The 18,744-nt window shown below is 69.0% G+C and carries 22 protein-coding genes and 1 tRNA gene; 13 read left to right on the forward strand and 10 right to left on the reverse strand.

Annotated features, from left to right (window positions below; translation table 11 throughout):
- Positions 1–4: 4 nt before the first annotated feature.
- Positions 5–166: a hypothetical protein gene (locus JOE30_RS06160; protein ID WP_204870866.1), complete on the reverse strand. Its 162-nt coding sequence runs from the start codon at positions 164–166 to the stop codon at positions 5–7.
- A gap of 167 nt (positions 167–333) precedes the next feature.
- Between JOE30_RS06160 and JOE30_RS06165 the strand changes: the two genes are divergently transcribed.
- The gene (locus tag JOE30_RS06165; RefSeq protein ID WP_204869810.1) at positions 334–567 is read left to right on the forward strand and encodes a DUF3072 domain-containing protein; all 234 of its coding nucleotides are present in this window, start codon (positions 334–336) and stop codon (positions 565–567) included.
- On the opposite strand, the gene JOE30_RS06170 is transcribed toward JOE30_RS06165, so the two are convergent.
- The gene (locus JOE30_RS06170; protein WP_204869811.1) at positions 564–962 is read right to left on the reverse strand and encodes a helix-turn-helix domain-containing protein; all 399 of its coding nucleotides are present in this window, start codon (positions 960–962) and stop codon (positions 564–566) included. The genes JOE30_RS06165 and JOE30_RS06170 overlap by 4 nt on opposite strands.
- A 144-nt stretch (positions 963–1,106) precedes the next feature.
- On the opposite strand from JOE30_RS06170, the gene JOE30_RS06175 reads away from it, so the two are divergent.
- Complete coding sequence (locus tag JOE30_RS06175) at positions 1,107–1,964, forward strand: NmrA family NAD(P)-binding protein (protein WP_204869812.1); 858 nt, start codon at positions 1,107–1,109, stop codon at positions 1,962–1,964.
- A 9-nt stretch (positions 1,965–1,973) separates the two neighbouring features.
- Here the strand turns inward: JOE30_RS06175 and JOE30_RS06180 are convergent, their stop codons facing one another.
- Positions 1,974–3,908, reverse strand: a complete 1,935-nt coding sequence (locus tag JOE30_RS06180) for an acetoacetate--CoA ligase (protein ID WP_204869813.1) — start codon at positions 3,906–3,908, stop codon at positions 1,974–1,976.
- A 207-nt stretch (positions 3,909–4,115) separates the two neighbouring features.
- Here JOE30_RS06180 and JOE30_RS06185 point away from each other — a divergent pair, with 207 nt between their 5' ends.
- A complete protein-coding gene (locus JOE30_RS06185) occupies positions 4,116–4,478 on the forward strand; it encodes an STAS domain-containing protein (RefSeq protein ID WP_204869814.1) in 363 nt (120 codons plus the stop codon).
- Between the two features lie 3 nt (positions 4,479–4,481).
- Here JOE30_RS06185 and JOE30_RS06190 read toward each other — a convergent pair whose 3' ends face one another.
- The 4 genes from JOE30_RS06190 to JOE30_RS06205 are packed head-to-tail and all read right to left on the reverse strand — an operon-like array spanning position 4,482 to position 8,692.
- Positions 4,482–5,663 carry a zinc-dependent alcohol dehydrogenase gene (locus JOE30_RS06190; RefSeq protein ID WP_204869815.1) on the reverse strand — a complete coding sequence of 394 codons (1,182 nt, stop codon included), beginning with the start codon at positions 5,661–5,663 and terminating at the stop codon, positions 4,482–4,484.
- A 34-nt stretch (positions 5,664–5,697) separates the two neighbouring features.
- Positions 5,698–6,612, reverse strand: a complete 915-nt coding sequence (locus tag JOE30_RS06195) for an SDR family oxidoreductase (RefSeq protein ID WP_204869816.1) — start codon at positions 6,610–6,612, stop codon at positions 5,698–5,700.
- A 45-nt stretch (positions 6,613–6,657) separates the two neighbouring features.
- Positions 6,658–7,719 (reverse strand): NAD(P)H-binding protein, encoded by a 1,062-nt coding sequence (locus JOE30_RS06200; RefSeq protein WP_204869817.1) that lies wholly within the window; start codon positions 7,717–7,719, stop codon positions 6,658–6,660.
- A 49-nt stretch (positions 7,720–7,768) separates the two neighbouring features.
- Entirely contained in the window at positions 7,769–8,692 is a 924-nt protein-coding gene (locus JOE30_RS06205; RefSeq protein WP_239532498.1) for a DAPG hydrolase family protein, read from the reverse strand.
- A 227-nt stretch (positions 8,693–8,919) separates the two neighbouring features.
- Between JOE30_RS06205 and JOE30_RS06210 the strand changes: the two genes are divergently transcribed.
- The 6 genes from JOE30_RS06210 to JOE30_RS06235 all read left to right on the forward strand — a co-directional run bounded on the left by JOE30_RS06210 (position 8,920) and on the right by JOE30_RS06235 (position 11,687).
- Complete coding sequence (locus JOE30_RS06210) at positions 8,920–9,504, forward strand: TetR/AcrR family transcriptional regulator (protein WP_204869819.1); 585 nt, start codon at positions 8,920–8,922, stop codon at positions 9,502–9,504.
- Between the two features lie 101 nt (positions 9,505–9,605).
- A complete protein-coding gene (locus tag JOE30_RS06215; protein ID WP_307806083.1) occupies positions 9,606–10,283 on the forward strand; it encodes a methyltransferase in 678 nt (225 codons plus the stop codon).
- 49 nt (positions 10,284–10,332) lie between these two features.
- Positions 10,333–10,506 carry a CDGSH iron-sulfur domain-containing protein gene (locus JOE30_RS06220; protein ID WP_204870820.1) on the forward strand — a complete coding sequence of 58 codons (174 nt, stop codon included), beginning with the start codon at positions 10,333–10,335 and terminating at the stop codon, positions 10,504–10,506.
- Positions 10,507–10,508: 2 nt separating this feature from the next.
- The gene (locus JOE30_RS06225) at positions 10,509–11,012 is read left to right on the forward strand and encodes a Fur family transcriptional regulator (protein WP_307806084.1); all 504 of its coding nucleotides are present in this window, start codon (positions 10,509–10,511) and stop codon (positions 11,010–11,012) included.
- Positions 11,009–11,446 carry a hypothetical protein gene (locus JOE30_RS06230; protein ID WP_204869820.1) on the forward strand — a complete coding sequence of 146 codons (438 nt, stop codon included), beginning with the start codon at positions 11,009–11,011 and terminating at the stop codon, positions 11,444–11,446. The genes JOE30_RS06225 and JOE30_RS06230 overlap by 4 nt, the downstream gene beginning before the upstream one ends.
- A gap of 16 nt (positions 11,447–11,462) precedes the next feature.
- Complete coding sequence (locus JOE30_RS06235; protein ID WP_204869821.1) at positions 11,463–11,687, forward strand: hypothetical protein; 225 nt, start codon at positions 11,463–11,465, stop codon at positions 11,685–11,687.
- A 110-nt stretch (positions 11,688–11,797) separates the two neighbouring features.
- Here JOE30_RS06235 and JOE30_RS06240 read toward each other — a convergent pair whose 3' ends face one another.
- From JOE30_RS06240 to JOE30_RS06250, 3 genes are all read right to left on the reverse strand, one after another.
- Positions 11,798–13,126, reverse strand: coding sequence for a lipase family protein (locus JOE30_RS06240; RefSeq protein WP_204869822.1), 1,329 nt, complete (start codon positions 13,124–13,126; stop codon positions 11,798–11,800).
- Between the two features lie 73 nt (positions 13,127–13,199).
- The gene (locus JOE30_RS06245; RefSeq protein WP_204869823.1) at positions 13,200–14,006 is read right to left on the reverse strand and encodes a transglutaminase family protein; all 807 of its coding nucleotides are present in this window, start codon (positions 14,004–14,006) and stop codon (positions 13,200–13,202) included.
- 173 nt (positions 14,007–14,179) lie between these two features.
- A tRNA-Gly gene (locus tag JOE30_RS06250) sits at positions 14,180–14,253 on the reverse strand.
- A 72-nt stretch (positions 14,254–14,325) separates the two neighbouring features.
- On the opposite strand from JOE30_RS06250, the gene dcd reads away from it, so the two are divergent.
- The 4 genes from dcd (at position 14,326) to JOE30_RS06270 (ending at position 18,744) form a co-directional block, all read left to right on the forward strand.
- Positions 14,326–14,892 carry a dCTP deaminase gene (gene dcd, locus JOE30_RS06255; RefSeq protein ID WP_204869824.1) on the forward strand — a complete coding sequence of 189 codons (567 nt, stop codon included), beginning with the start codon at positions 14,326–14,328 and terminating at the stop codon, positions 14,890–14,892.
- A gap of 98 nt (positions 14,893–14,990) precedes the next feature.
- Entirely contained in the window at positions 14,991–16,511 is a 1,521-nt protein-coding gene (locus JOE30_RS06260) for an Hsp70 family protein (RefSeq protein WP_204869825.1), read from the forward strand.
- Between the two features lie 62 nt (positions 16,512–16,573).
- On the forward strand, positions 16,574–17,686 hold the full coding sequence (locus tag JOE30_RS06265) for a hypothetical protein (RefSeq protein WP_204869826.1): 1,113 nt from the start codon (positions 16,574–16,576) through the stop codon (positions 17,684–17,686).
- Between the two features lie 167 nt (positions 17,687–17,853).
- Positions 17,854–18,744, forward strand: a complete 891-nt coding sequence (locus JOE30_RS06270) for an Hsp70 family protein (protein WP_239533451.1) — start codon at positions 17,854–17,856, stop codon at positions 18,742–18,744.

An 18,744-nucleotide genomic window follows, 5' to 3' on the forward strand; every position in this document is an offset into this window, starting at 1 on the left:
ACAGTCACCGTGAGCCGAAGACCTCGTGGTCGAGTTCCGCCATGTCCCAGTGGAGCTCGGAGCCGAGTTCCTCGTGGTCCGCGCGCGATGCGGCGCGTCCGAGCAGCACTGCGGCACCCGCGGCGACCAGCAGCCACACCACTCCGACGACCACGACGACTATCACGATTGCGTTTGTAGCACCTCGAACTGAAAACATTCTGTGAAACGCGAGACTTGGATCGGTTTCTTACGGAGTAAACCGGAATGAATCTCGATCGGCGCGCTCGGCGGCTGCCTGCTCGCCGATTCGCGTCGGTTTGCGCGGAGGTACTCGTGGGTACAGTCGAACGTATGAGCGATGCGAATGACACCACCAAGACAGGCAATGCGGACGTCGACCAGAGCGCGGAGAAGGATCCGTCCGACTGGGTCACTGGCGACGAGCCGCCCACCGGCCCCCAGTTGAGCTACCTCGAGACGCTGGCCCGCGAGGCCGGCGACGAGGTGCCGTCGGACCTGACCAAGGCGCAGGCGTCCGAGATGATCGACAAGCTGCAGTCCGAGACAGGCCGCGGAACCAGCTAGATCCCGGCCGTGCCGCGCGCGTCGTACTCGGCGCGCGCGGCCGTCACGGTCGGAAGAGTCGACTCGACGAACTCGATGAGTCCGACGAGCCGGACTGCCATGTCGCGCCCGAGGTCGGTGAGGGCGTACTCCACCTTCGGCGGAATCTGTTCGAGCACGGTGCGGGTGATCAGCCCGTCACGCTCCAGCCGCTGCAGTGTCTGCGACAGCATCCTCTCGCTGACCCCGTCCACGCGCCGCCGCAGAGCCCCGAACCGGTACGGCCCCTCGTGCAGCGCGGCGAGCGCCAGCAGGCCCCAGCGACTGGTGATGTCCTGCATCGTGTCGCGGGACGAGCAGTGGCGGGAGAACACGTCGGCTTCGAGTGTCGGGTCGGTGTCGGGCACGAGTGCCATCCTACCAGCCGGTCCGTAAGTGATTACAAGGAATGTTGCACTGCACGAACAGTAAGTGCATAGTGGTGCCGACGGCCGGATCGGTCGCGGCGGCACACCCTCGCGGTGCGCCGGACGACGCTCACTCTTCAGGGAGACATGCTCATGACCACGACAGCGGTGACCGGCGCGACCGGACAACTCGGCAGCGCAGTGATTCGATCGCTCCTCGATCACGGGGTCGCCGCGGGCGACATCGTGGCCGTGGTGCGCGACGAGGCCAAGGCCGCCGACCTGGCGGCGCGCGGTGTCGTCGTCCGCGTCGCCGACTACGCGGATCCCGCTGCGTTGCGCGCCGCTCTCGACGGGGTGGACAAGCTCCTGCTCGTGTCGGGTTCCGAGCCCGGTAAGCGAATCCCGCAGCACACCAATGTCATCGAGGCTGCCGAGGCGGCTGATGTCTCGCTCATCGCGTACACCAGTGTGCTGAACGCGCCGACGAGCGGCATCAGTCTCGCGCCCGAGCACGTCGCCACCGAGAAGCGTCTCGCGTCGTCCTCCGTGCCGTCGGTGCTGCTGCGCAACGGGTGGTACTGGGAGAACTACGCGGCGTCGATCGGTCAGGCGCAGCACACCGGCGCCATCATCGGCAGCGGCGGATCGGGTGTGATCGCCGGTGCTTCTCGGTCCGACTACGCGGCGGCCGCGGCCGCCGTGCTGATCGCCGACGACCAGGCGGGCGCCGTGTACGAGCTGGGCGGCGAGCGTCTGACGTACGAGGGTCTGGCCGGCGCGATCTCCGAGATCATCGGTGCGCCGGTGGAGTACAAGGATCTGAGCACCGACGAGCACATCGGCGCGCTCGAGGGTGCGGGACTTCCCGCCCCCGTCGCGCAGATGCTGGCGAGCGCCGATGCGGGTATCGCCCGCGGTGACCTCGACACCGAGTCGGGCGATCTGGCTCGACTGCTCGAACGTGAGCCGGTCTCGGCGGTCGACGCGCTGCGCGCCACGCTGTCCTGAGCCGACCGGTCAGGACCCCGGCGCCAGCGCCGCGAACCAGCGCAGCGCGTCGGGGTCGTCGACCGACTCCGGATCGGCGACGGCCGACGGGTCCGCACCCGAGAGGATCTTCTTGACCGGGATCTCGAGCTTCTTCCCGGTCCGCGTGTGCGGCACGGCGCGGATCTCGATGATGTCGTCCGGGACGTGGCGCGGCGAGGCCTCCCTCCGCAGCGCGGCCGAGATGCGTTCGCGCAGATCGTCATCGAGCTCCACGTCGTCGGACGTGACGACGAACAGTGGCATCCAGTAGCTGCCGTCCGGGCGCTCGAGGCCCACGACGAGACTCTCCTCGATGCCGGGCAGACGCTCGACCACCCCGTAGATGTCGGCGCTGCCCATGCGCACACCGTTGCGGTTGAGCGTGGCGTCCGATCGTCCGTGGATCACCACGCTGCCCCTGCTGGTCACGGTGATCGAGTCGCCGTGCCGCCACGCGCCGGGGAACGTGGAGAAGTAGGCGTCGGCGTAGCGGTCACCGCTCGGGTCCTTCCAGAACCCGACGGGCATGGACGGCATCGGCGCGACGATCACCATCTCACCCGGTTCGTCCACCAGCGGGGACCTGTCGTCGCTCCACGCCTCGAGAGCGACACCGAGATTCACGGCAGGGATCTCGCCGGGAACCACGGGCACCCCGGTGGGCGCTCCCACGAATCCGCTGACGACGTCCGTCCCGCCCGACACCGGTGCGAGGTGCACCGATCGCCCCACGTGCTCCGCCACCCAGCCGTGCGCCGCGGCGGGGAGGACCGACCCGGTGACCCCGAGAATGCGCAGGGCCGAGAGATCGTGTGCCCGAGCCGGTTCGACCCCGACGCTCTCGCAGTGCAGGAGGTACCCGGGACTGGTGCCGAGCACGGTCACGCGGTGCCGCGCTGCGAGCTCCCACAGAGCGCCGGCGTCCGGGTGGCCGGGGCTGCCGTCGTAGCAGACGACGGTCGAGCCCACGAGCAGCCCGGCCAGCAGGTAGTTCCACATCATCCAGCTGGGTGAGGTGTACCAGAGGAAGACGTCGTCCTCGGTCATGTCCGACTGCAGCGCAGCGGATTTGAGGTGCTCGAGCAGGACGCCGCCGTGTCCGTGAACGATACCCTTGGGGCGCCCGGTGGTGCCGGAGGAGAACAGCACCCACAGCGGGTGATCGAACGGGACCGGCTCGGGGACCACCCGTGGGCCACCGCGCCCCTCGTCGAGCAGATCGGCCCATCGAACGGCTCCGGGTACGTCGGTGCCGAGTCGGGAGAACGCGATCACCGTGCGCAGCGAGGGAATCGCGGCGTGCAGCACCGCCACCTGGTCCCGGCGGTCGCGGTCCACGCCGGCGAAGCGGTAGCCGTCGGCGGTCACCAACACCGCCGGTTCGAGCTGGCCGAGCCGGTCCACCGCGGCGGCCGCGGAATAGTCCTGCCCGCACGAGGTCCAGACGGCGCCGAGTGCGGCGGTGGCGAGGAACGCGACGGCGGCCTCGGTCGTGTTCGGGACGTAGCCGGCCACGCGGTCGCCGCTCCGCACGCCGAGGCTGTGCAGCGCGGTGGCGATCGACGAGATCTGCTCGGCCAGTTCCGCGTAGGACGACGTGCGGGTGCCGAGCCCGCCCGGCTCGGTGTCGTCGATGATCGCCACAGACTCGGGTGACCGGTCGCACCACGCCAGGACGCGGTCCACGTAGTTCACGCGGGCACCCCGGAACCACTGCCGCCCGCTGAACACGCGCGGGTCCTCCGAGGGGGACAGGACGGACGCGTGACGGGTGAGCGGCACGTCGAAGAAGGTGGCGACGCTGGTCCAGAACTGTTCCGGCTCGTCGACCGACCAGCGATGCAGAGCGCTGTAGTCGGGACAGGAACGGCTCGTGGTCGCGGCGACCGAGTCGGAGAACCGGGCGAGGGGACGGGGGTTCATGTGGACAGTCTGATGAACCCGCGCGGCGAGCCCAGTGCCGTGATCATTCCGTTACCCGCCGTGACCTGATCGTGATGTTCCGGTTCGCCGAACCGCGATGTCGATCGATCAGAGTTGTGCGCAAGGTGGTCCAGCCCAGGGCCCTTCGCTACACCCTCGGTACCGGTGTGAGACACCGCGTCCGAGCAGCGCCGCAGAAGGAACATGATGACCACGGTTGCTCCTTCCCACCACTCCTCCACCTCGTTCGACGTCGTCGTCCGTGCAGGCCACGACGGCCGACGCATCGTTGCCGTCCGTGGCGACGTCGACCTCGTCACCGCTCGCGACCTGACCCGGTGCCTCCGCGCCGCCGTCTCGGACGGCCCGGTCACGGTGGACCTCACCGACGTACAGTTCTTCAGCTCGGCCGGCGTGACCGCGATCGAGGACGTCCTGTCGGACGCCCCGACCGCGATCGACGTCGTGATCTCGCCGTCACCTCGGGTGCGGCGCACTCTCGGAGTCCTCGGCCTCACCCGTCTCGTGCCGGTCGTGGCCTCGGTGGAGCAGGAGTCGCTCGCGAGCTGACGCTCAAGGCCGCAGGATGACCTTCACGGCTCCGTCCTGCTTCTTCTGGAAGATCTCGTAGGCGTGCGGTGCCTGCGTCAGCGGCAGGGTGTGGGTCGCGAAGTCGTCCACGCCCAGCGGGTCGTCGTCCGTGAGCAACGGCATGATGTCGTCGACCCACTTCTTGACGTTCGCCTGACCCATGCGCAGTTGGATCTGCTTGTCGAACATGGTCATCATCGGCATCGGATCCGCTGCGCCGCCGTACACGCCGGACAGTGAGATCGTGCCGCCCCGGCGGACGATGTCGACGGCCGAGTACACCGCGTCGAGGCGGTCCACTCCGGCCTTCTCCATGAACGGCTTCGCGAGAGCGTCCGGGAGCAGACCCGCGACCTGCTGCGCGGCCTTCGCCACCGGTGAGCCGTGGGCCTCCATTCCGACCGCGTCGACGACCGAGTCGGTACCGCGGCCGTCGGTCAGCTCGCGGACGACGTCCCCCACCTGCCCGCCGTGGGCCCGGAGGTCCACCGTCTCGATGCCGCGAGCGCGAGCACGCTCGAGCCGTTCGGGTACGCGGTCCACGCCGATGACGCGGTAGCCGAGATGGGCGCCGATGCGTGCTGCCATGTCGCCGATCGGACCGAGTCCCAGCACGGTGAGCGAGCCGCCCTCGGGCACCCCCGCGTACTGCACGGCCTGCCATGCGGTGGGCAGCACGTCGGACAGGTAGACGAACCGCTCGTCGCTCGGGCCCTCCGGGACCTTGATGTGGGTGAAGTCGGCGTGCGGCACCCTCAGGTACTGCGCCTGGCCGCCCGGCACCGATCCGTAGAGCTCGGAGTAACCGAACAATGCTGCGCCCATGCCGGTCTCGCGTACCTGGGTGGTCTCGCACTGGGTGTACAGCGACTGGTCGCACATGAAGCACGAGCCGCACGAGATCTGGAACGGGACGACGATGCGGTCGCCCACCGCCAGGGTCGACACGGCGCTGCCGACCTCGCGCACGATGCCCATCGGTTCGTGGCCAAGGATGTCACCGACGTTCATGAACGGCCCGAGTACCTCGTAGAGGTGCAGATCGGAGCCGCAGATGTTGGTGGACGTCACCTCGATGATGGCGTCCGTCGGATCCTGGATCGTCGGATCCGGGACGTTGTCGACGCGGACGTCGCGCTTGCCGTGCCAGGTCACTGCTCTCATGATGTGCCTTTCGTGTCGTGCGGAGGGGGAATTCTCAGGTGATCGGCGAGCCGCCGGTCACGCCGACGACCTGTCCGGTGATGTAGCTGGATTCGCCCGAGGCGAGGAACACGTATGCGGGTGCGAGCTCCGCGGGCTGTCCCGGACGTCCGAGCGGCACCTGGTCGCCGAAGCCGTCGACACTGTCCGACGGCATCGTGGCCGGGATCAGCGGTGTCCAGATCGGTCCGGGTGCCACGACGTTGACGCGGATGCCCTGCTGGGCGACATCGCTCGCCAGGCCCTTGGAGAAGTTGATGATGCCGGCCTTGGTGGTGGCGTAGTCGAGCAGTTCGGGTGAGGCGTTCACGCCCTGGACGGAGGAGGTGTTGACGATGGTCGAGCCCGGATCCATCACGGCCACAGCCTTCTTCGACAGCCAGAACAACGCGTAAAGGTTCGTCTTCAGCACGCGATCGAACTGCTCGGTGGTGATGTCGGCGATACCGCCGCTCTGGGCCATCTGGAACGCCGCGTTGTTCACGAGAATGTCCAGACCGCCCAGTTCGCGCACCGCGGTGTCGATGAGTGCGTCGCAGTGTTCCTCGCTGCGGATGTCACCGGGGACGCTGACCGCCCGGCGGCCGGCGTCCTCGACGAGCCGCACCGTCTCGCGCGCATCGGACTCCTCGGACTCGAGGTAGGACAACACGACGTCGGCACCCTCGCGTGCGAACGCCAGGGCGACCGCGCGGCCGATACCGCTGTCCGCTCCGGTGATCAGCGCCTTGCGGCCGGTGAGCCGACCCGCTCCGCGGTAGGTGGACTCTCCGTGGTCGGGGGTGGTCCGCATGTCCTCGGTCAGCCCGGGATGCGAGATCGGTTGCTGCCCCTCGCGATCCGGCGTCGCGTACGCGGTACGCGGGTCCCTCTTGGTGTACTGGTCGATCGAGCCGTTCGAAGAAGTCATACCGGCCGGGTACCCGCGAACCCGACCGGGAATCCTGGTCCCGGCTCAGGAACGCGGGTGCAAGAGCGCTCGCGAGAATCGTCCGGACACGTCGTGACGAACCCGTCCGTCTCGGTCGATCGACACGACGCCGCCGGCCCACGAGGGGTCGGTGTCCGCCGCGGACTGCGGGTCGGTGGTGCCCTCGGCGTCGGTACCGTCGTGTGAGCTGGCCGTCAGCGACCGCCTGATGGATTCGTCGATGCCCACGAGAGAGTCGACGGCGTGCGCGAACGTGTCCGTGGCCGCATTGCCGCGACGGACGATCATGTCGTGATGCAGGCTGTCCACCAACGAGATCACGGTGCCGGGCGGCATCTGCGTGATGGCGGCGACGGCTCGCCCGACGATCGGCGTGGGCACCAGCGGCACGCGGAACTGGGGCCGCGACAGTTCGGCGACGGTCGCGTAGCGGGTGAGCAACTCGGGGTAGGTGAGCACCTCGGTCCCACCGATGTCGTACGACCCCGGAATCGGGTCGTCACCGAGAGCGGCGGCGATGATGTGCAGGACGTCGGTCGTCGCGATCGGCTGCACCTTCTTCACCATCCAGCTCGGCACGGGGGTGACCGGGAGCCGTTCGACCATCCTGCGCACGAGCTCGAACGAGGTGGAGCCGGACCCGAGGATGATGGCCGCCCGGAACACCGTCGCCGGAACGGACGAGTTGAGGAACACCTCCTCGACCTGCAGACGGGACCTGATGTGGTCGGAGAGGTCCTCGTCGTCGTCGGGCACGTGGCCGGACAGGTAGACGATGCGGCCCACGCCGTGCTTCTCCGCGGCGTGCGCGACGGCCTGCGCCGCTTCGCGATCCTTGGTCACGAAGTCGCCGTCGTCCATCGAGTGCACGAGGTAGACGACCGCGTCCGCGCCGTCGAGTGCGGCGTCGATGGACTTCTCGTCGGTGATGTCGAAATGGACCGGCGTCACGTCGTCCCCCCAGCTGAAGGAGGACGCCTTGCTGTCGTCGCGCATGGCGGCGAGCACGTCGTGGCCGTCGCCCAGCAGGATGGGAACGAGACGTGAACCGATGTAGCCGGTGGACCCGGTGACCAGGATGCGCAAGACATGCCTTTCGAGTGAGTGGTCCTGGTTTACCCGTCCCCGGTCGCGGTCAATCTGTGGCGGAGAACTCGGCATGCAGTTCGGGGAGGAACGCTGCGAGGTGGTTCATCTCCTGCCCGCAGTGCATCAGCAGGTCACGTCCGAGGTCGAGGCTCAGCTGCAGATCGGTCGGATCCACCGACGCACCACGGGCCACCGCGCACGCGGCCTGCGTCACGTTCGGTACGTGCAGGCCGCGGAGGTTCAGGTGGAACCGGCTGCGCATCTCGGCGCCGCCCTCGATCGGGCGGACCTGGTGGGCGAGCCACCCCAGGTCCACGGGGGCGATACTGCTCCCGACGCGGCCGAAGACGATGGTCTGATCCGACGGCACGGTGAACCCGTGCGCCACCGGATCTCGAAAGTTGATCCCGAGTTGCTGCAGTTTCGGACCCACGTACTCGTCGACGTAGGTGGTGTTGCCGACGTACTTCTGCCTGTCCGTGAGGTCGGCGGTGGTGAGATCGGTGTCCAGAGCGGCGAACCGGTGAGCGTCGGGATGCCACAGCTTGTAGCGCGCGGCCTCGCTGGAATGCCAGCCGAACCACCAGTCCCACATGGCCGCAGTGACTCTCGGCATGACGGTGCGCACCGCCACGAAGACCACCCCGTCGGCGCCCTGGCCGTACCCGGTCTCCACCGCGGACGTCCCGGTCGGGCCCAGATCGCGGGTGATGTCCTCGAACCGCGGCACCGCTCCCGGCGGTAGCGCCGGGCCGGCGACGGCGTCGGCCACGACCTGCGGCGCGGGCACGGTCCGGGCCTGCATGTAGCGGGCGTACGGAAGCGCGAAGTCCGCGCCGCGGTACCCGGGGTACCGAGCGGCGCACGCAGCCGAGGAGAGTGTCGGCGCTGCCCGGACGCGCGGGGCGATCCCCACCGTGACCGCTCCCGCGGCGATGGCGGCCGCCCCCAACATCCCGCGACGACGCATGACCCGATTCCTCAACATCTGTACAGAAAAGTCGGCGACGACCTCGGTGTCAAGCACGAGCGGCCGCGCCGGGGCGGGTGTAACCTCAACGCCTGTCATGATCGTGACGCGGCAGTCGGGGGACGGTGGAGCGGGCTCGATCAGCCCGTTCCGCCGGCGCGATCATCGTGAGCCGACCGTGACCGGTGATGGTGGTACCGGCACGTCAGAGCCGTAACATCTCACCAATGAGTGATGGTGAGACGGTGGAGAAGCCCAGAAGTCGGCGCTCACTCATCGCCGCCGCAGCGGTGCAGGTGCTCGCCGAACGCGGTCCCCGCGGGTTCACTCATCGTGCGGTGGATCAGGCCACCGGTCTCGGTGCCGGCGCCGTCAACTATCACGCGCCCGATCGAGCCACCCTGCTCTCGCTGGCGCTCGACGAGGTGTTCCGGAGAGATCTCGAGGTCGCCGGTCGGCATTTCGCGCTCGACACCTGGCATCACGACGCCGTGGTCGACGCCGTCGTCGGGTTCGTCCGCGACATGTGCAGCGACGAGCATCGCGGCCGAGTCGTCGCACGGCACCACCTTCTCGGAGAGGGGCTGGTGCGGCCCGAACTGAAGGCGGCCTTCGATGCCCAGCTGGCCGCGTTCGTGGGCCTGGTGTCGTCCAAGATGAGCGAGGCGGGCTACCCCGCGACCGTGGCGTCGGCGGAACTGTTCGCCATGTCCGTGGACGGTCTGCTCACCCGCCAGGTGGTCATCGGGGTCGAACCGCTTGCCGACGAGGAGATTCCGCGCATCGTCTCCATCATCGCCCGGAGGTGGTGACGCGCCGGTCCCGCGTTTGAACCACGTCCATTCGGGAATGCCATTCCTGAAGAAAGGCGGCAGATGCTGCCAGCGCATCTGCGCCGACGGAAGGTTCTCGTGTGACGACGATTCATCGCGACACGATCAGCATGGTGCGCGCACACCCCGGTGTGTACGCCCCCCAAGACGATTCGAGACTGCTCTGCGAGGTCATGCCGTTGGCGGCGTCGCCGCTGGGTGCTCGCGCCCTCGATCTCTGTACGGGTACCGGAGTGCTCGCGCTCCAGGCTGCGTGTCTCGGTGCACGTGACGTGCTCGCCTACGACCTGGATGCCCGCGCCGTCGCGTGCGCTCTGGACAACGCCGAGCGCATCGGTGTCGAGGTCGACGCGCGACAGGGCACTCTCGCCGACGCGCTCGCCGAGGCGCCGTTCGACCTCGTGGTCTCCAATCCGCCGTACGTGCCGTCGCCGACCGCGCCGGAGGGGCGCGGGGTGCACCGTGCCTGGGACGCCGGCGCCGACGGTCGTGTCGTCCTGGATCCGCTGTGCGACAACGCATTCGACCTTCTCACTCCCGGCGGGACCATGCTGATCGTGCAGTCCGAGTTCGCCGGTGTGGACCGGACGATCGAGCGCCTGATGCGGTCCGGCACCACGGTCGACGTGGTGGCTCGCCGTCGTATCGCGTTCGGTCCGGTCATGCACGCACGCGCCGAGTGGCTCGAGGCCACGGGCGCCCTGCAGCCGGGTCGGCGCTCCGAGGAACTGGTGGTCGTCCGTGCCCGACGCGCCTGACGGTGCTCCCGCCGCCCGGCTCGTCCGTGTGGTTCCGGGTGGGCCGGTGATGGTGGAGGGGCCGGTCGACGTGGAGATGGAGGACGGCACCCGCGTGCGGTCCGACCGCTTCATCGTGGCGCTCTGTGCCTGTCGGCGCAGCAAGAACTATCCCTTCTGCGACACCAGTCACCGCCGCAAGATTCGCACGTCCACCACCGAGGACCGGGCACGCGACGACTGAAGGTGGACCGGACGTTTCGCGGCGTCCTGCGGGGGAACTCGGGCGTCGTGGACACCGAGGAACAACCGGCGATCGTCTCGGCGGACGAGCAGTGGCGTCGGGTACTGCGAGAGCGCGGGCTGCGCGTGACTCGCCCGCGCCTCCGAGTGCTGAACGTCGTGGCGCGGCACCCGCACGTCGACGCCGGTCACGTGGCCCGGATGCTGAAGAGCCAGGGAATGTCCCGGCAGACCGTGTACGGCAATCTCGACGCTCTCGTGTCGGTGGATCTCCTGCGCCGCATCGAGCCCGCCAATTCGCCCGCACTGTACGAACTTCGGGTCGACGGCGACGACCACCACCATCTGATGTGCCGGGAGTGCCGGCGAGTGTTCGACACGGACCTCACGACCGATGTGCGTCGGCGTGTTCCCGAGCCGGAGGACGACGACTTCGACATCGACGGCGTCGACGTCTTCTTCTGGGGTGTGTGCCGCGACTGCCGGACGGGTAACCAGCACGTATGAGCGATGATCGCGAGAAGATGTCGGCGGATCACCGCCGTCCGAACGGGTCCGACGATGCCACGGTGTCCGCCGTCGGTTCGGTCTCGGAGGCCCTCGAGTGGGTGGAACGCGCCCGCGGCCACCTGTACACGTTTCACCAGCTGATGGGCCACGCCGATCTCCAGTTCGGCTCCGCCGCGGACGAGCTCCGCGACGCCGGGCACGGTGATGCGGCGGACGCACTCGAGCGAGAGGTGATCGGCCGCAACGTCATCGAGGGTCGGTGGACGTTCCAGATGGTCGAGGACTTCGACGACGGCTACTGGACCACCGCGCGCGAGCACGAACGCCGGATCCGCGACGACCTGATGGACGGCCGCCGTCACGTCTTCGAGGCGGAGATGAAGGAGGACCGCCGCACGCACGGCGAGCGCGGTCACGAGGCAACACCCTGACAGGAGGATCGACACGATGACGGTTTCGAGCGACACGGTGCGCGGGGTGCTCGACGCACCCGACGGAACGCTGCTGGTGATGCGGGACGGCGAACTGACGATGACCGACGACGATTCGGGGGCCGTTCTGGTGACCACCAAGGCGGCACTCGTCGAGCAACTGGGAGACGACAGGTCGGCCGAGCGACTCGGGACGGCGGCGGCCGCGCTGAACGACATGGTCGACAAGCTCGGGGCATGATCATGTCGACTCCCGACGAGAAGCATTCGGAGCCGTCCGGTTTCGCCGAGGCGACGGGCCCACCAGACTTCGGGATCGTCCCGACGCGACGCGACTCCGGCGACGACCGCCTAGCGGACCCGGCCGAGCAGAGCGCGACCGGTCGAGACGGTGAGCCCCAGCAGTCCTCGGACGCCTGACACCGACAGGGCCGAGGACCACACGGTCTCGGTGGTGTTCGGGGGCACCGGGCGGTCGGCGATGCGGTCGGCGAGCCAGTTCAGCGTCGCGGGGGCGGCGATGGGGTGCAGCGACAGGTGCTCGCTGAGTCGGTCGCGCACGTAGGTCACGTGGGCGCCGGCGGTGCGGTACCGCTCCACCTGCCCGTCGACGTCGTCGACGGCGATGATCGGATCGTGCACCGCCTGCACGACCAGGAGCGGGAAGCTCGGTGCGGACTTGCCCGGCTGGATGTCCTGGAAGATCTGCACCAGCTCGGGGGTCGCCATGACGTCGGCGAGCGGGATGTCGGTGTAGCGCTCGAGATCGTGCATCAGCAGCGTCAGAACGGCGTGCACCGTGGTCTTGCGCTCGAGCGAGGACAGAATGGTCATGCCGGGCTGCGCGACGTGATCGCGGATGGTCCGGTCGAGATCGGGGTAGGTGCGGCGCAGCCCCTCGACCACCATCGTGGGCAACGCGGCGAAGATCGTGCCGTTGAGCCGGGAGAACGCCGACGCCGGATCACCGACGGGCGAGCCCAGCGCGGCACCGACGACGTTCAGCTCCGGTGCGTACTCGTCCGCGGCCTCAGCGGCCCACGACGTGGCCAGGCCGCCGCCCGAATAACCCCACAGTGCGACGGGCGCCGAATCGTCGAGCTCCAGGGGTGCGAAGGACAGCGCGGCGCGGATCCCGTCGAGCGTGCAGTAGCCGGGTTCGACCGGTGCGCCCCAGCGCCCGTCCATGCCCTCGTGGTCCGGTAGGGACAGCGCCCACCCGCGGCGCAGCGCGTACAGGATGATGAGCAGCTCGAACTGGGGCACGGCGCCGTGGGCGTGTGCACCGTCTCGCAGCGCGTACGACGGAAAGCAGCGATCGGAGACGGCGTCGATGGCGCACTGGTAGGAGAGCAGGGGCCTGCTGGGACCCGGAACCGCGCCGGCGGGCAGCAGGACCGTGGTGACACCTGTGCGCGGTTCGCCCTGCATGTCCGACGTCCGGTAGAGCAGCTGCCACGCCGACACGCGCTGGCGGATGGTGCCGAACAGGGCGATCTCGACTCGACGCGACCGCAGCACGGCGCCCAGTTCGGCCTTCTCGAACCCGGCGGGGGAGCGGTAGAACGGGTCCTTGTTCGGCGTCGTCGTCAGCCGCTCCACGGCGTCGTCGGAGTCACTGCTCGTGTCCGCGGCCGTCCCTCGCCCACCCGTGAACGCTGCATCTCGTTCGATGCTCATGTGCGTCTCGCTTCCTGATTCGTCGAGTCACAGTAACCCGGCGATGCAGGAGGCGACCGACGCATACGCCGGATCAGGTGAGGGCGACCAGCTCGTGGATGTCGTCCTTCGGCAGGCCGTCGGTCGCCACGGCCGTGACCGTGGAGCTGTTCAGCGTGATCGAACCCTTGTGGTTGTCGAGGAACGCGGTGTCGGCCGCATCGCGTCCGGTCGCGATGCGGACCAGCGTCGACCGAGGTGCGAGACACGTCGCGTCGACGACGTGCCAGGTGTCGTTCACCAGGGCCTCCGCGACGGCGTGGAAGTCCATCGGGTCGCATCCGGGTGCGTAGACGGCGACGAGACGAGCCGGAACGTTCAGCGCGCGCAGCATCGCGACGACGAGGTGCGCGTAGTCACGGCACACGCCGGCACCGGCGAGCAGCGTGTCCGCCGCACCGTCGATGGGATCGCTGCTGCCCGGGACGTAGTGCAGTCGACGGCCGACCCAGTCGGAGACCTCCGAGAGCAGCACCGCGTCGTCCGACTCGCTGCCGAACTCCGTGGCGGCGAAGCCGAAGAACTTGTCGGCCTCCGCGTACCGGCTCGGACGGAGGTAGACCGAGCGATCGAGATCCGTGACGGGGGACGGCTCCGCGTTCCCGGTGACGGTCGCGTCGTAGTAGACCTGCAGGTTGCCCACCGGCGCCTCGAGGACGTGGATCCGGTTGCCGTGGGCACCGCTGACCTCGCGGGCCTCGACCGTCTTCCCGTCCAGGACGAACGAGAGGGTCTCGGCGACCTGCGCGCCGGGATGCGGGGCCACGGCGATCTGGAACTCCAGAGTGCTGGCGGCCGTGATGTCGACATCGAGGCGTGCGGAGACGACGCGTTCGGTCATGGAGGTGCTCATTTCCGGGGGGAGAGGGTGTGTGCGCGGAGGTGTACCCGGCCTGACCAGGAACGACGCGTGTCGCTGGACACAGTGGCACGGCCGCGGGCTCGGATAGTGGAATGCGGGCCCCGGATTCCGGGGTCTGGATTCCACCATCGCCCGGCGGCGGGGGCGTTCGGTGGAGCCGATGACGGGAATCGAACCCGCGTATTCAGCTTGGGAAGCTGATGTTCTGCCATTGAACTACATCGGCCTGTGGTGCTGCCCATGAAGATTAGCAGGGCGCCCGGGTGGTCTCGGCGGGCTCGGTCGATAGTCTCTGTGCGTGCTGCTCTCCGATCGCGACATCAAGGCCGAGGTGGATGCCGGAACGCTCGGCATCGAACCGTTCGACGAGGCGATGGTGCAGCCGTCGAGTGTGGACGTGCGCCTGGACGGGCTGTTCCGGGTGTTCGACAACTCGCGCTACACCCACATCGACCCGAAGCTGCGGCAGGACGAGCTGACCACGTTGGTGGAGCCCGCCGAGGGGGAGCCGTTCGTTCTGCATCCGGGCGAGTTCGTGCTCGGGTCGACGCTCGAGCTGACGACGCTGCCGAACGATCTCGCGGGGCGGCTGGAGGGCAAGTCGAGCCTCGGCCGACTGGGACTTCTCACACACTCGACGGCAGGATTCATCGATCCGGGCTTCAGTGGACACATCACGTTGGAGCTCTCCAATGTCGCCAATCTGCCCATCACGTTGTGGCCGGGCATGAAGATCGGACAGCTCTGCTTGTTCCGTCTCTCCAGCCCGGCGATCAATCCTTACGGCAGCTCAGCGCTGGGATCGAAGTATCAGGGACAGCGCGGTCCGACCCCGTCGAAGGCTTATTTGAACTTTCTCCAGTAGACCTACGGTCGGTTTTCGCTGTCGTATACGTTGCTATGCCCGGTTTGACGCTCTACTATCGGTCTGTCTGAAACTCCGACAGCCGATGGTGGTGATCCATGATGCGAACCGAGACGGAAACGTTCGGTGTCTCCATGAGCACCGGGTGCGTGCGCGGAGTCGTGATGGACCCGGAGGGCCGGGTCGTCGAGGTGCGCTCGCTCGCCACCGGATCCGACCACCCTCTGTCCGCGGCCGCTGCGGCAGCGTTCGAGATGTCCGCCGATCTGTGCGTGGGTCCGGACGCGCCGGTGATCGCCGTGGGGGGAGACCCCGAGAGCACCTACGGTCCCGGCGGGGTCCGCTTCGTCGCCGAGTGCGACGCGCTGCTGGTCGCCGCACGGATGGAGGGCTGCGTCGACTCCGCTCGCACGCTCGCGATCGTCGACCTCGGTCGGGTCGGTACGCGCGTCCACGTCCTGGACACGCAGACCGGTGACCTGTACTCGAGCGTCGGCATCGCAGAACTGTCCGGCGATGCGATCGACGCCGCCGTCGCCGATCACCTGTCCACCACCTTCGGTGCTGCCGAGAAGATGAGCCCCGCCGCCGTGCGCACCCTGGCGCGAGACAGTCTCGCGGCCAAGGAGATGCTGTCCGACGAGCGCGCCGTCGACCTGTCGGGGCCGTTCGTCACCGATTCGGTCCGCCTGCGGCGCACCGACTTCGAACTGCTCATCGCCCAGCCCACCGCGATGCTCGTCGACCTCGTGGACGACGCCGTGGCCCGCGGAGCCGACGCCGTGCTCCTGGTCGGTGGCGGCGCGCACATCCCGTCGGTGCGCCGCGACATCGCCGCCCGCGTCGCGGTCCCCGTCATCACGCCGCGCTGGCCGCAGTTCTTCGCGGCCATGGGCGCCGCACATCTGTCCACCGTCGTGCCCCCCGCTGTGGACGCCGTGCCGCTGGCCGTCGTCGCCGCACCGCCTGCCGACGACGAGGTCACCGCCGCTCTCACCACGGTCGCGGAGCCGGTTCCCAAGCCGGAGCCGGAGCCGGAGACCACTCGACCACCGCTTCCCACACCGCGCGTCGTCACCGGTGCGCCTCGGCGTGCCCGCTCCACGCGGCGACGTCGGTCCCGTGCCGGTGTCGTGGTGGGGACCACGGCGCTCGTCGCCGCGGTCACCCTCGGCGCGGCCGCCGGTGCGTCGGGACGGTCGGAGACCGAGGCCGTGCAGGCGACGGATCGCGTCGTCGTCACGTCGTCGGTCGACGCCACGCCCATCGCCACCACCGTGCCCAGCACTGTCCCGCGCGTCGACGCGGCGCCGGCCTCGCCCTCGGCGTCATCGAGCGTCACCGCCGCGCCGGTGACGTCCACGGAGACGCCCGTCGCAGCGTCGTCGAGCGTCACCCCGTCGACCTCGATCTCTCAGCGCCCGAGGCTCGCCCCCGCACCCTCCACCGCGGTACAGGACGAGCCGGAAGAGAAGCCGGCGCCCACCACGACACGTCGGCAGAACCCGAACACCAGCACGACGACGACACCTGCGGCTCCGCCGTCGACGTCCACGGCCACGACGCCTCGGACGACCACGCCGTCGACGTCCAGCGCCCGAACCACCCCGACGCCCTGACGTCGCCGGGCGGACCGTACGAGACCACGCATCATCGAGAACGACAGGCGGACGACGACGACATGCACATCGTGCTGGGAATCTCGGCGACGAGCGACGAGGTGACGGCGGCTCTCGTCGACGTCGAGTTGCCTCGGCTCGGCCCGGTCGACGAGCGCACCATCCCGATGCAGACGGGGTCGCCGGCCGAGGTGGCCGCGGCGGTCGCGACGTCCATCGGTGTCATGCGGCTCCGCGCTGCCCGCGCCGATCTGCTGCTCACCGGCGCTGCCGTCGTCCTCGAGTCACCTCATCTGCGTGAGCCGGTCGAGGCCGCGCTGCGCGACGGTCACGTTCGCGACGTGGTGGTCGTCGACGCGGTGGACGTCGATCCGTCACTGGAACCGGTGGTCGCCGTCGCGCTGTGGGCCGATCACGACACCGGCGACGCGATCACCGGTCCGATTCCGGTGGTGCTGCCCGAGCCGGCCGACGCGTCGTCACGGGAGACGCGCCGAGGGTTCGCCGTCGTGGGTGCAGGAGTCGCTGCCGCCGTCCTGGCCGGATCGTTCGCGGTCTGGGCCGTGACGGGACCGCGGGCTCCCGAGGCTGCCGGTGTCGCGGAACCCCTGTCCACGTCGGCCACCGATTCGGCCGAGGCGGGCACCGGTATCGCTCCCAATCCCGCAGCGCCCGCCGGATCGAGTCCCACGGCTGTGCCGGCGCCCTCGCCCGGCGGCACCCCGGCCGCGGACGCCCTCACCGGCATCCGCCCGGGTGTCACTCAGCAGAACGGCGCCGCGTCGGTGCCCCCCGCACCCGGGGCCGCGACCACGCGACCCGGAACCTCGGCGACGGCGCCGTCCACCGACGGATCGACGAGCGGCGGTTCCACGAGCGGTGGTTCGACGAGTGGTGGTTCGACGAGTGGTGGTTCGACGAGTGGTGGTTCTACGACCGGCGGTTCGACCGGTGGCGGCTCCACCGGGGGCGGTTCCGGAAGCGGCGGCGGAACCGGCACCGATCCCGATCCCGATCCCGGCACCGGTACGGGCGGTGATTCCGGCGGCGGCGAGACACCCGGTTCGACGGGAGGCTCGTCGTCCGAGCCGCCGACGGATTCCGAGCCGCCGACCCAGCCGTCCGATCCCGACCCGACGTCGACGGACGAGTCCGGTACCGCGTCGGTCGAGTGACGCCCCGGTTCCTAGTGAAACCAACCAAACTTTGCCAATAGCCACTGAGAACCGACCTTTTCCCTGTTCGAGCACCTAGGCTTCGTCTCGGAACACCAGGAACGGGGCGGGTCATGCGAGCAGTGGTAGGAATTTCCCTCGGAGCGTCGGCGATACGAGCCGCGGTGATGGATCCCATGGGCCGTGCATTGCTCGGTACCGAGTCCGTCACGGTGGCGCGAGGTCGCGACCGACTGGAGGCCGCTGTCGACGTGGTGGATTCGGTCTGTGCGCGCCACGGCGCCGATCGCGAGACTGCCGTGCTGGTGGTTCCGGACGAGCCCCGGTCACGGGTGGGAACCATCTCCCTGTCCGTGCACACCGGCGGATGTGTCCGTCTCGCTTCGGAACTCGGCGCCCAGCTGATGTATCTCAGAATGCGCGGCCTGGTCGAGTCGGGGTCCACCATCGCCGTCGTCGACATGGGGAAGAGCGGTACGTCGGTGTCCGTCGTCGATGTGGCCACAGGCTTCGTCAAGGACGCGACGTGGACCGACCGCTACCGGGGCAGCGCCTTCGCCGACAGTGTGCGCGAACACCTCCTGGCCGCCTACGGCACGGCGGAACCGCTGTCGGACAACGACTCTCAACTTCTGACCGAGGGCGTCGAATGGGCGATGGAGATGATCGCCCTGCACCGCGTCGTACGCGTCGGCGGACCGTTCGTCGGGGGCACCGTGAACGTCTGGCGGACCACGGTGGACCGGCTGATGCTGGACTATGTCACCGAGGCTGCCGATTGGGTGAGCGATGTGGTGCGCCGGGGCGCGCATCGGGTCGATGCGGTGGTGCTGGCCGGCGGACCGGCGAATCTGCCTCTGCTGCGCGGTGTGTTCGCGCGGGAGTGGGGCTCGGCGCTGGTGATGCCGCAGGATCCCCAGTCGATAGCCGCGACAGGGGCTGCTCTTCTCGCCGCGCGGCGCTCGGAGTCTCCGTTCAGTGCGCCGTTGCCCGTGGTGTCGACGCGGTCCGAACCGTTGCCCGTGGTGTCGACACAGTCTCGGCACGCACTGGTCTGA

This window comes from Rhodococcus sp. PvP016, from assembly GCF_017832185.1.
In the GTDB taxonomy this organism is placed as follows: Bacteria; Actinomycetota; Actinomycetes; order Mycobacteriales; family Mycobacteriaceae; genus Rhodococcoides.

What these genes read in the sequence shown, in the direction of transcription:
- JOE30_RS06165 (WP_204869810.1), top strand. Translation starts at nt 334, where the DNA reads ATGAGCGATGCGAATGACACCACCAAGACAGGCAATGCGGACGTCGAC.
- JOE30_RS06170 (WP_204869811.1), bottom strand. Translation starts at nt 962, where the DNA reads ATGGCACTCGTGCCCGACACCGACCCGACACTCGAAGCCGACGTGTTC.
- JOE30_RS06175 (WP_204869812.1), top strand. Translation starts at nt 1,107, where the DNA reads ATGACCACGACAGCGGTGACCGGCGCGACCGGACAACTCGGCAGCGCA.
- JOE30_RS06180 (WP_204869813.1), bottom strand. Translation starts at nt 3,908, where the DNA reads ATGAACCCCCGTCCCCTCGCCCGGTTCTCCGACTCGGTCGCCGCGACC.
- JOE30_RS06185 (WP_204869814.1), top strand. Translation starts at nt 4,116, where the DNA reads ATGACCACGGTTGCTCCTTCCCACCACTCCTCCACCTCGTTCGACGTC.
- JOE30_RS06190 (WP_204869815.1), bottom strand. Translation starts at nt 5,663, where the DNA reads ATGAGAGCAGTGACCTGGCACGGCAAGCGCGACGTCCGCGTCGACAAC.
- JOE30_RS06195 (WP_204869816.1), bottom strand. Translation starts at nt 6,612, where the DNA reads ATGACTTCTTCGAACGGCTCGATCGACCAGTACACCAAGAGGGACCCG.
- JOE30_RS06205 (WP_239532498.1), bottom strand. Translation starts at nt 8,692, where the DNA reads ATGCGTCGTCGCGGGATGTTGGGGGCGGCCGCCATCGCCGCGGGAGCG.
- JOE30_RS06210 (WP_204869819.1), top strand. Translation starts at nt 8,920, where the DNA reads ATGAGTGATGGTGAGACGGTGGAGAAGCCCAGAAGTCGGCGCTCACTC.
- JOE30_RS06220 (WP_204870820.1), top strand. Translation starts at nt 10,333, where the DNA reads ATGGTGGAGGGGCCGGTCGACGTGGAGATGGAGGACGGCACCCGCGTG.
- JOE30_RS06230 (WP_204869820.1), top strand. Translation starts at nt 11,009, where the DNA reads ATGAGCGATGATCGCGAGAAGATGTCGGCGGATCACCGCCGTCCGAAC.
- JOE30_RS06235 (WP_204869821.1), top strand. Translation starts at nt 11,463, where the DNA reads ATGACGGTTTCGAGCGACACGGTGCGCGGGGTGCTCGACGCACCCGAC.
- JOE30_RS06240 (WP_204869822.1), bottom strand. Translation starts at nt 13,126, where the DNA reads ATGAGCATCGAACGAGATGCAGCGTTCACGGGTGGGCGAGGGACGGCC.
- JOE30_RS06245 (WP_204869823.1), bottom strand. Translation starts at nt 14,006, where the DNA reads ATGACCGAACGCGTCGTCTCCGCACGCCTCGATGTCGACATCACGGCC.
- JOE30_RS06260 (WP_204869825.1), top strand. Translation starts at nt 14,991, where the DNA reads ATGATGCGAACCGAGACGGAAACGTTCGGTGTCTCCATGAGCACCGGG.
- JOE30_RS06265 (WP_204869826.1), top strand. Translation starts at nt 16,574, where the DNA reads ATGCACATCGTGCTGGGAATCTCGGCGACGAGCGACGAGGTGACGGCG.
- JOE30_RS06270 (WP_239533451.1), top strand. Translation starts at nt 17,854, where the DNA reads ATGGATCCCATGGGCCGTGCATTGCTCGGTACCGAGTCCGTCACGGTG.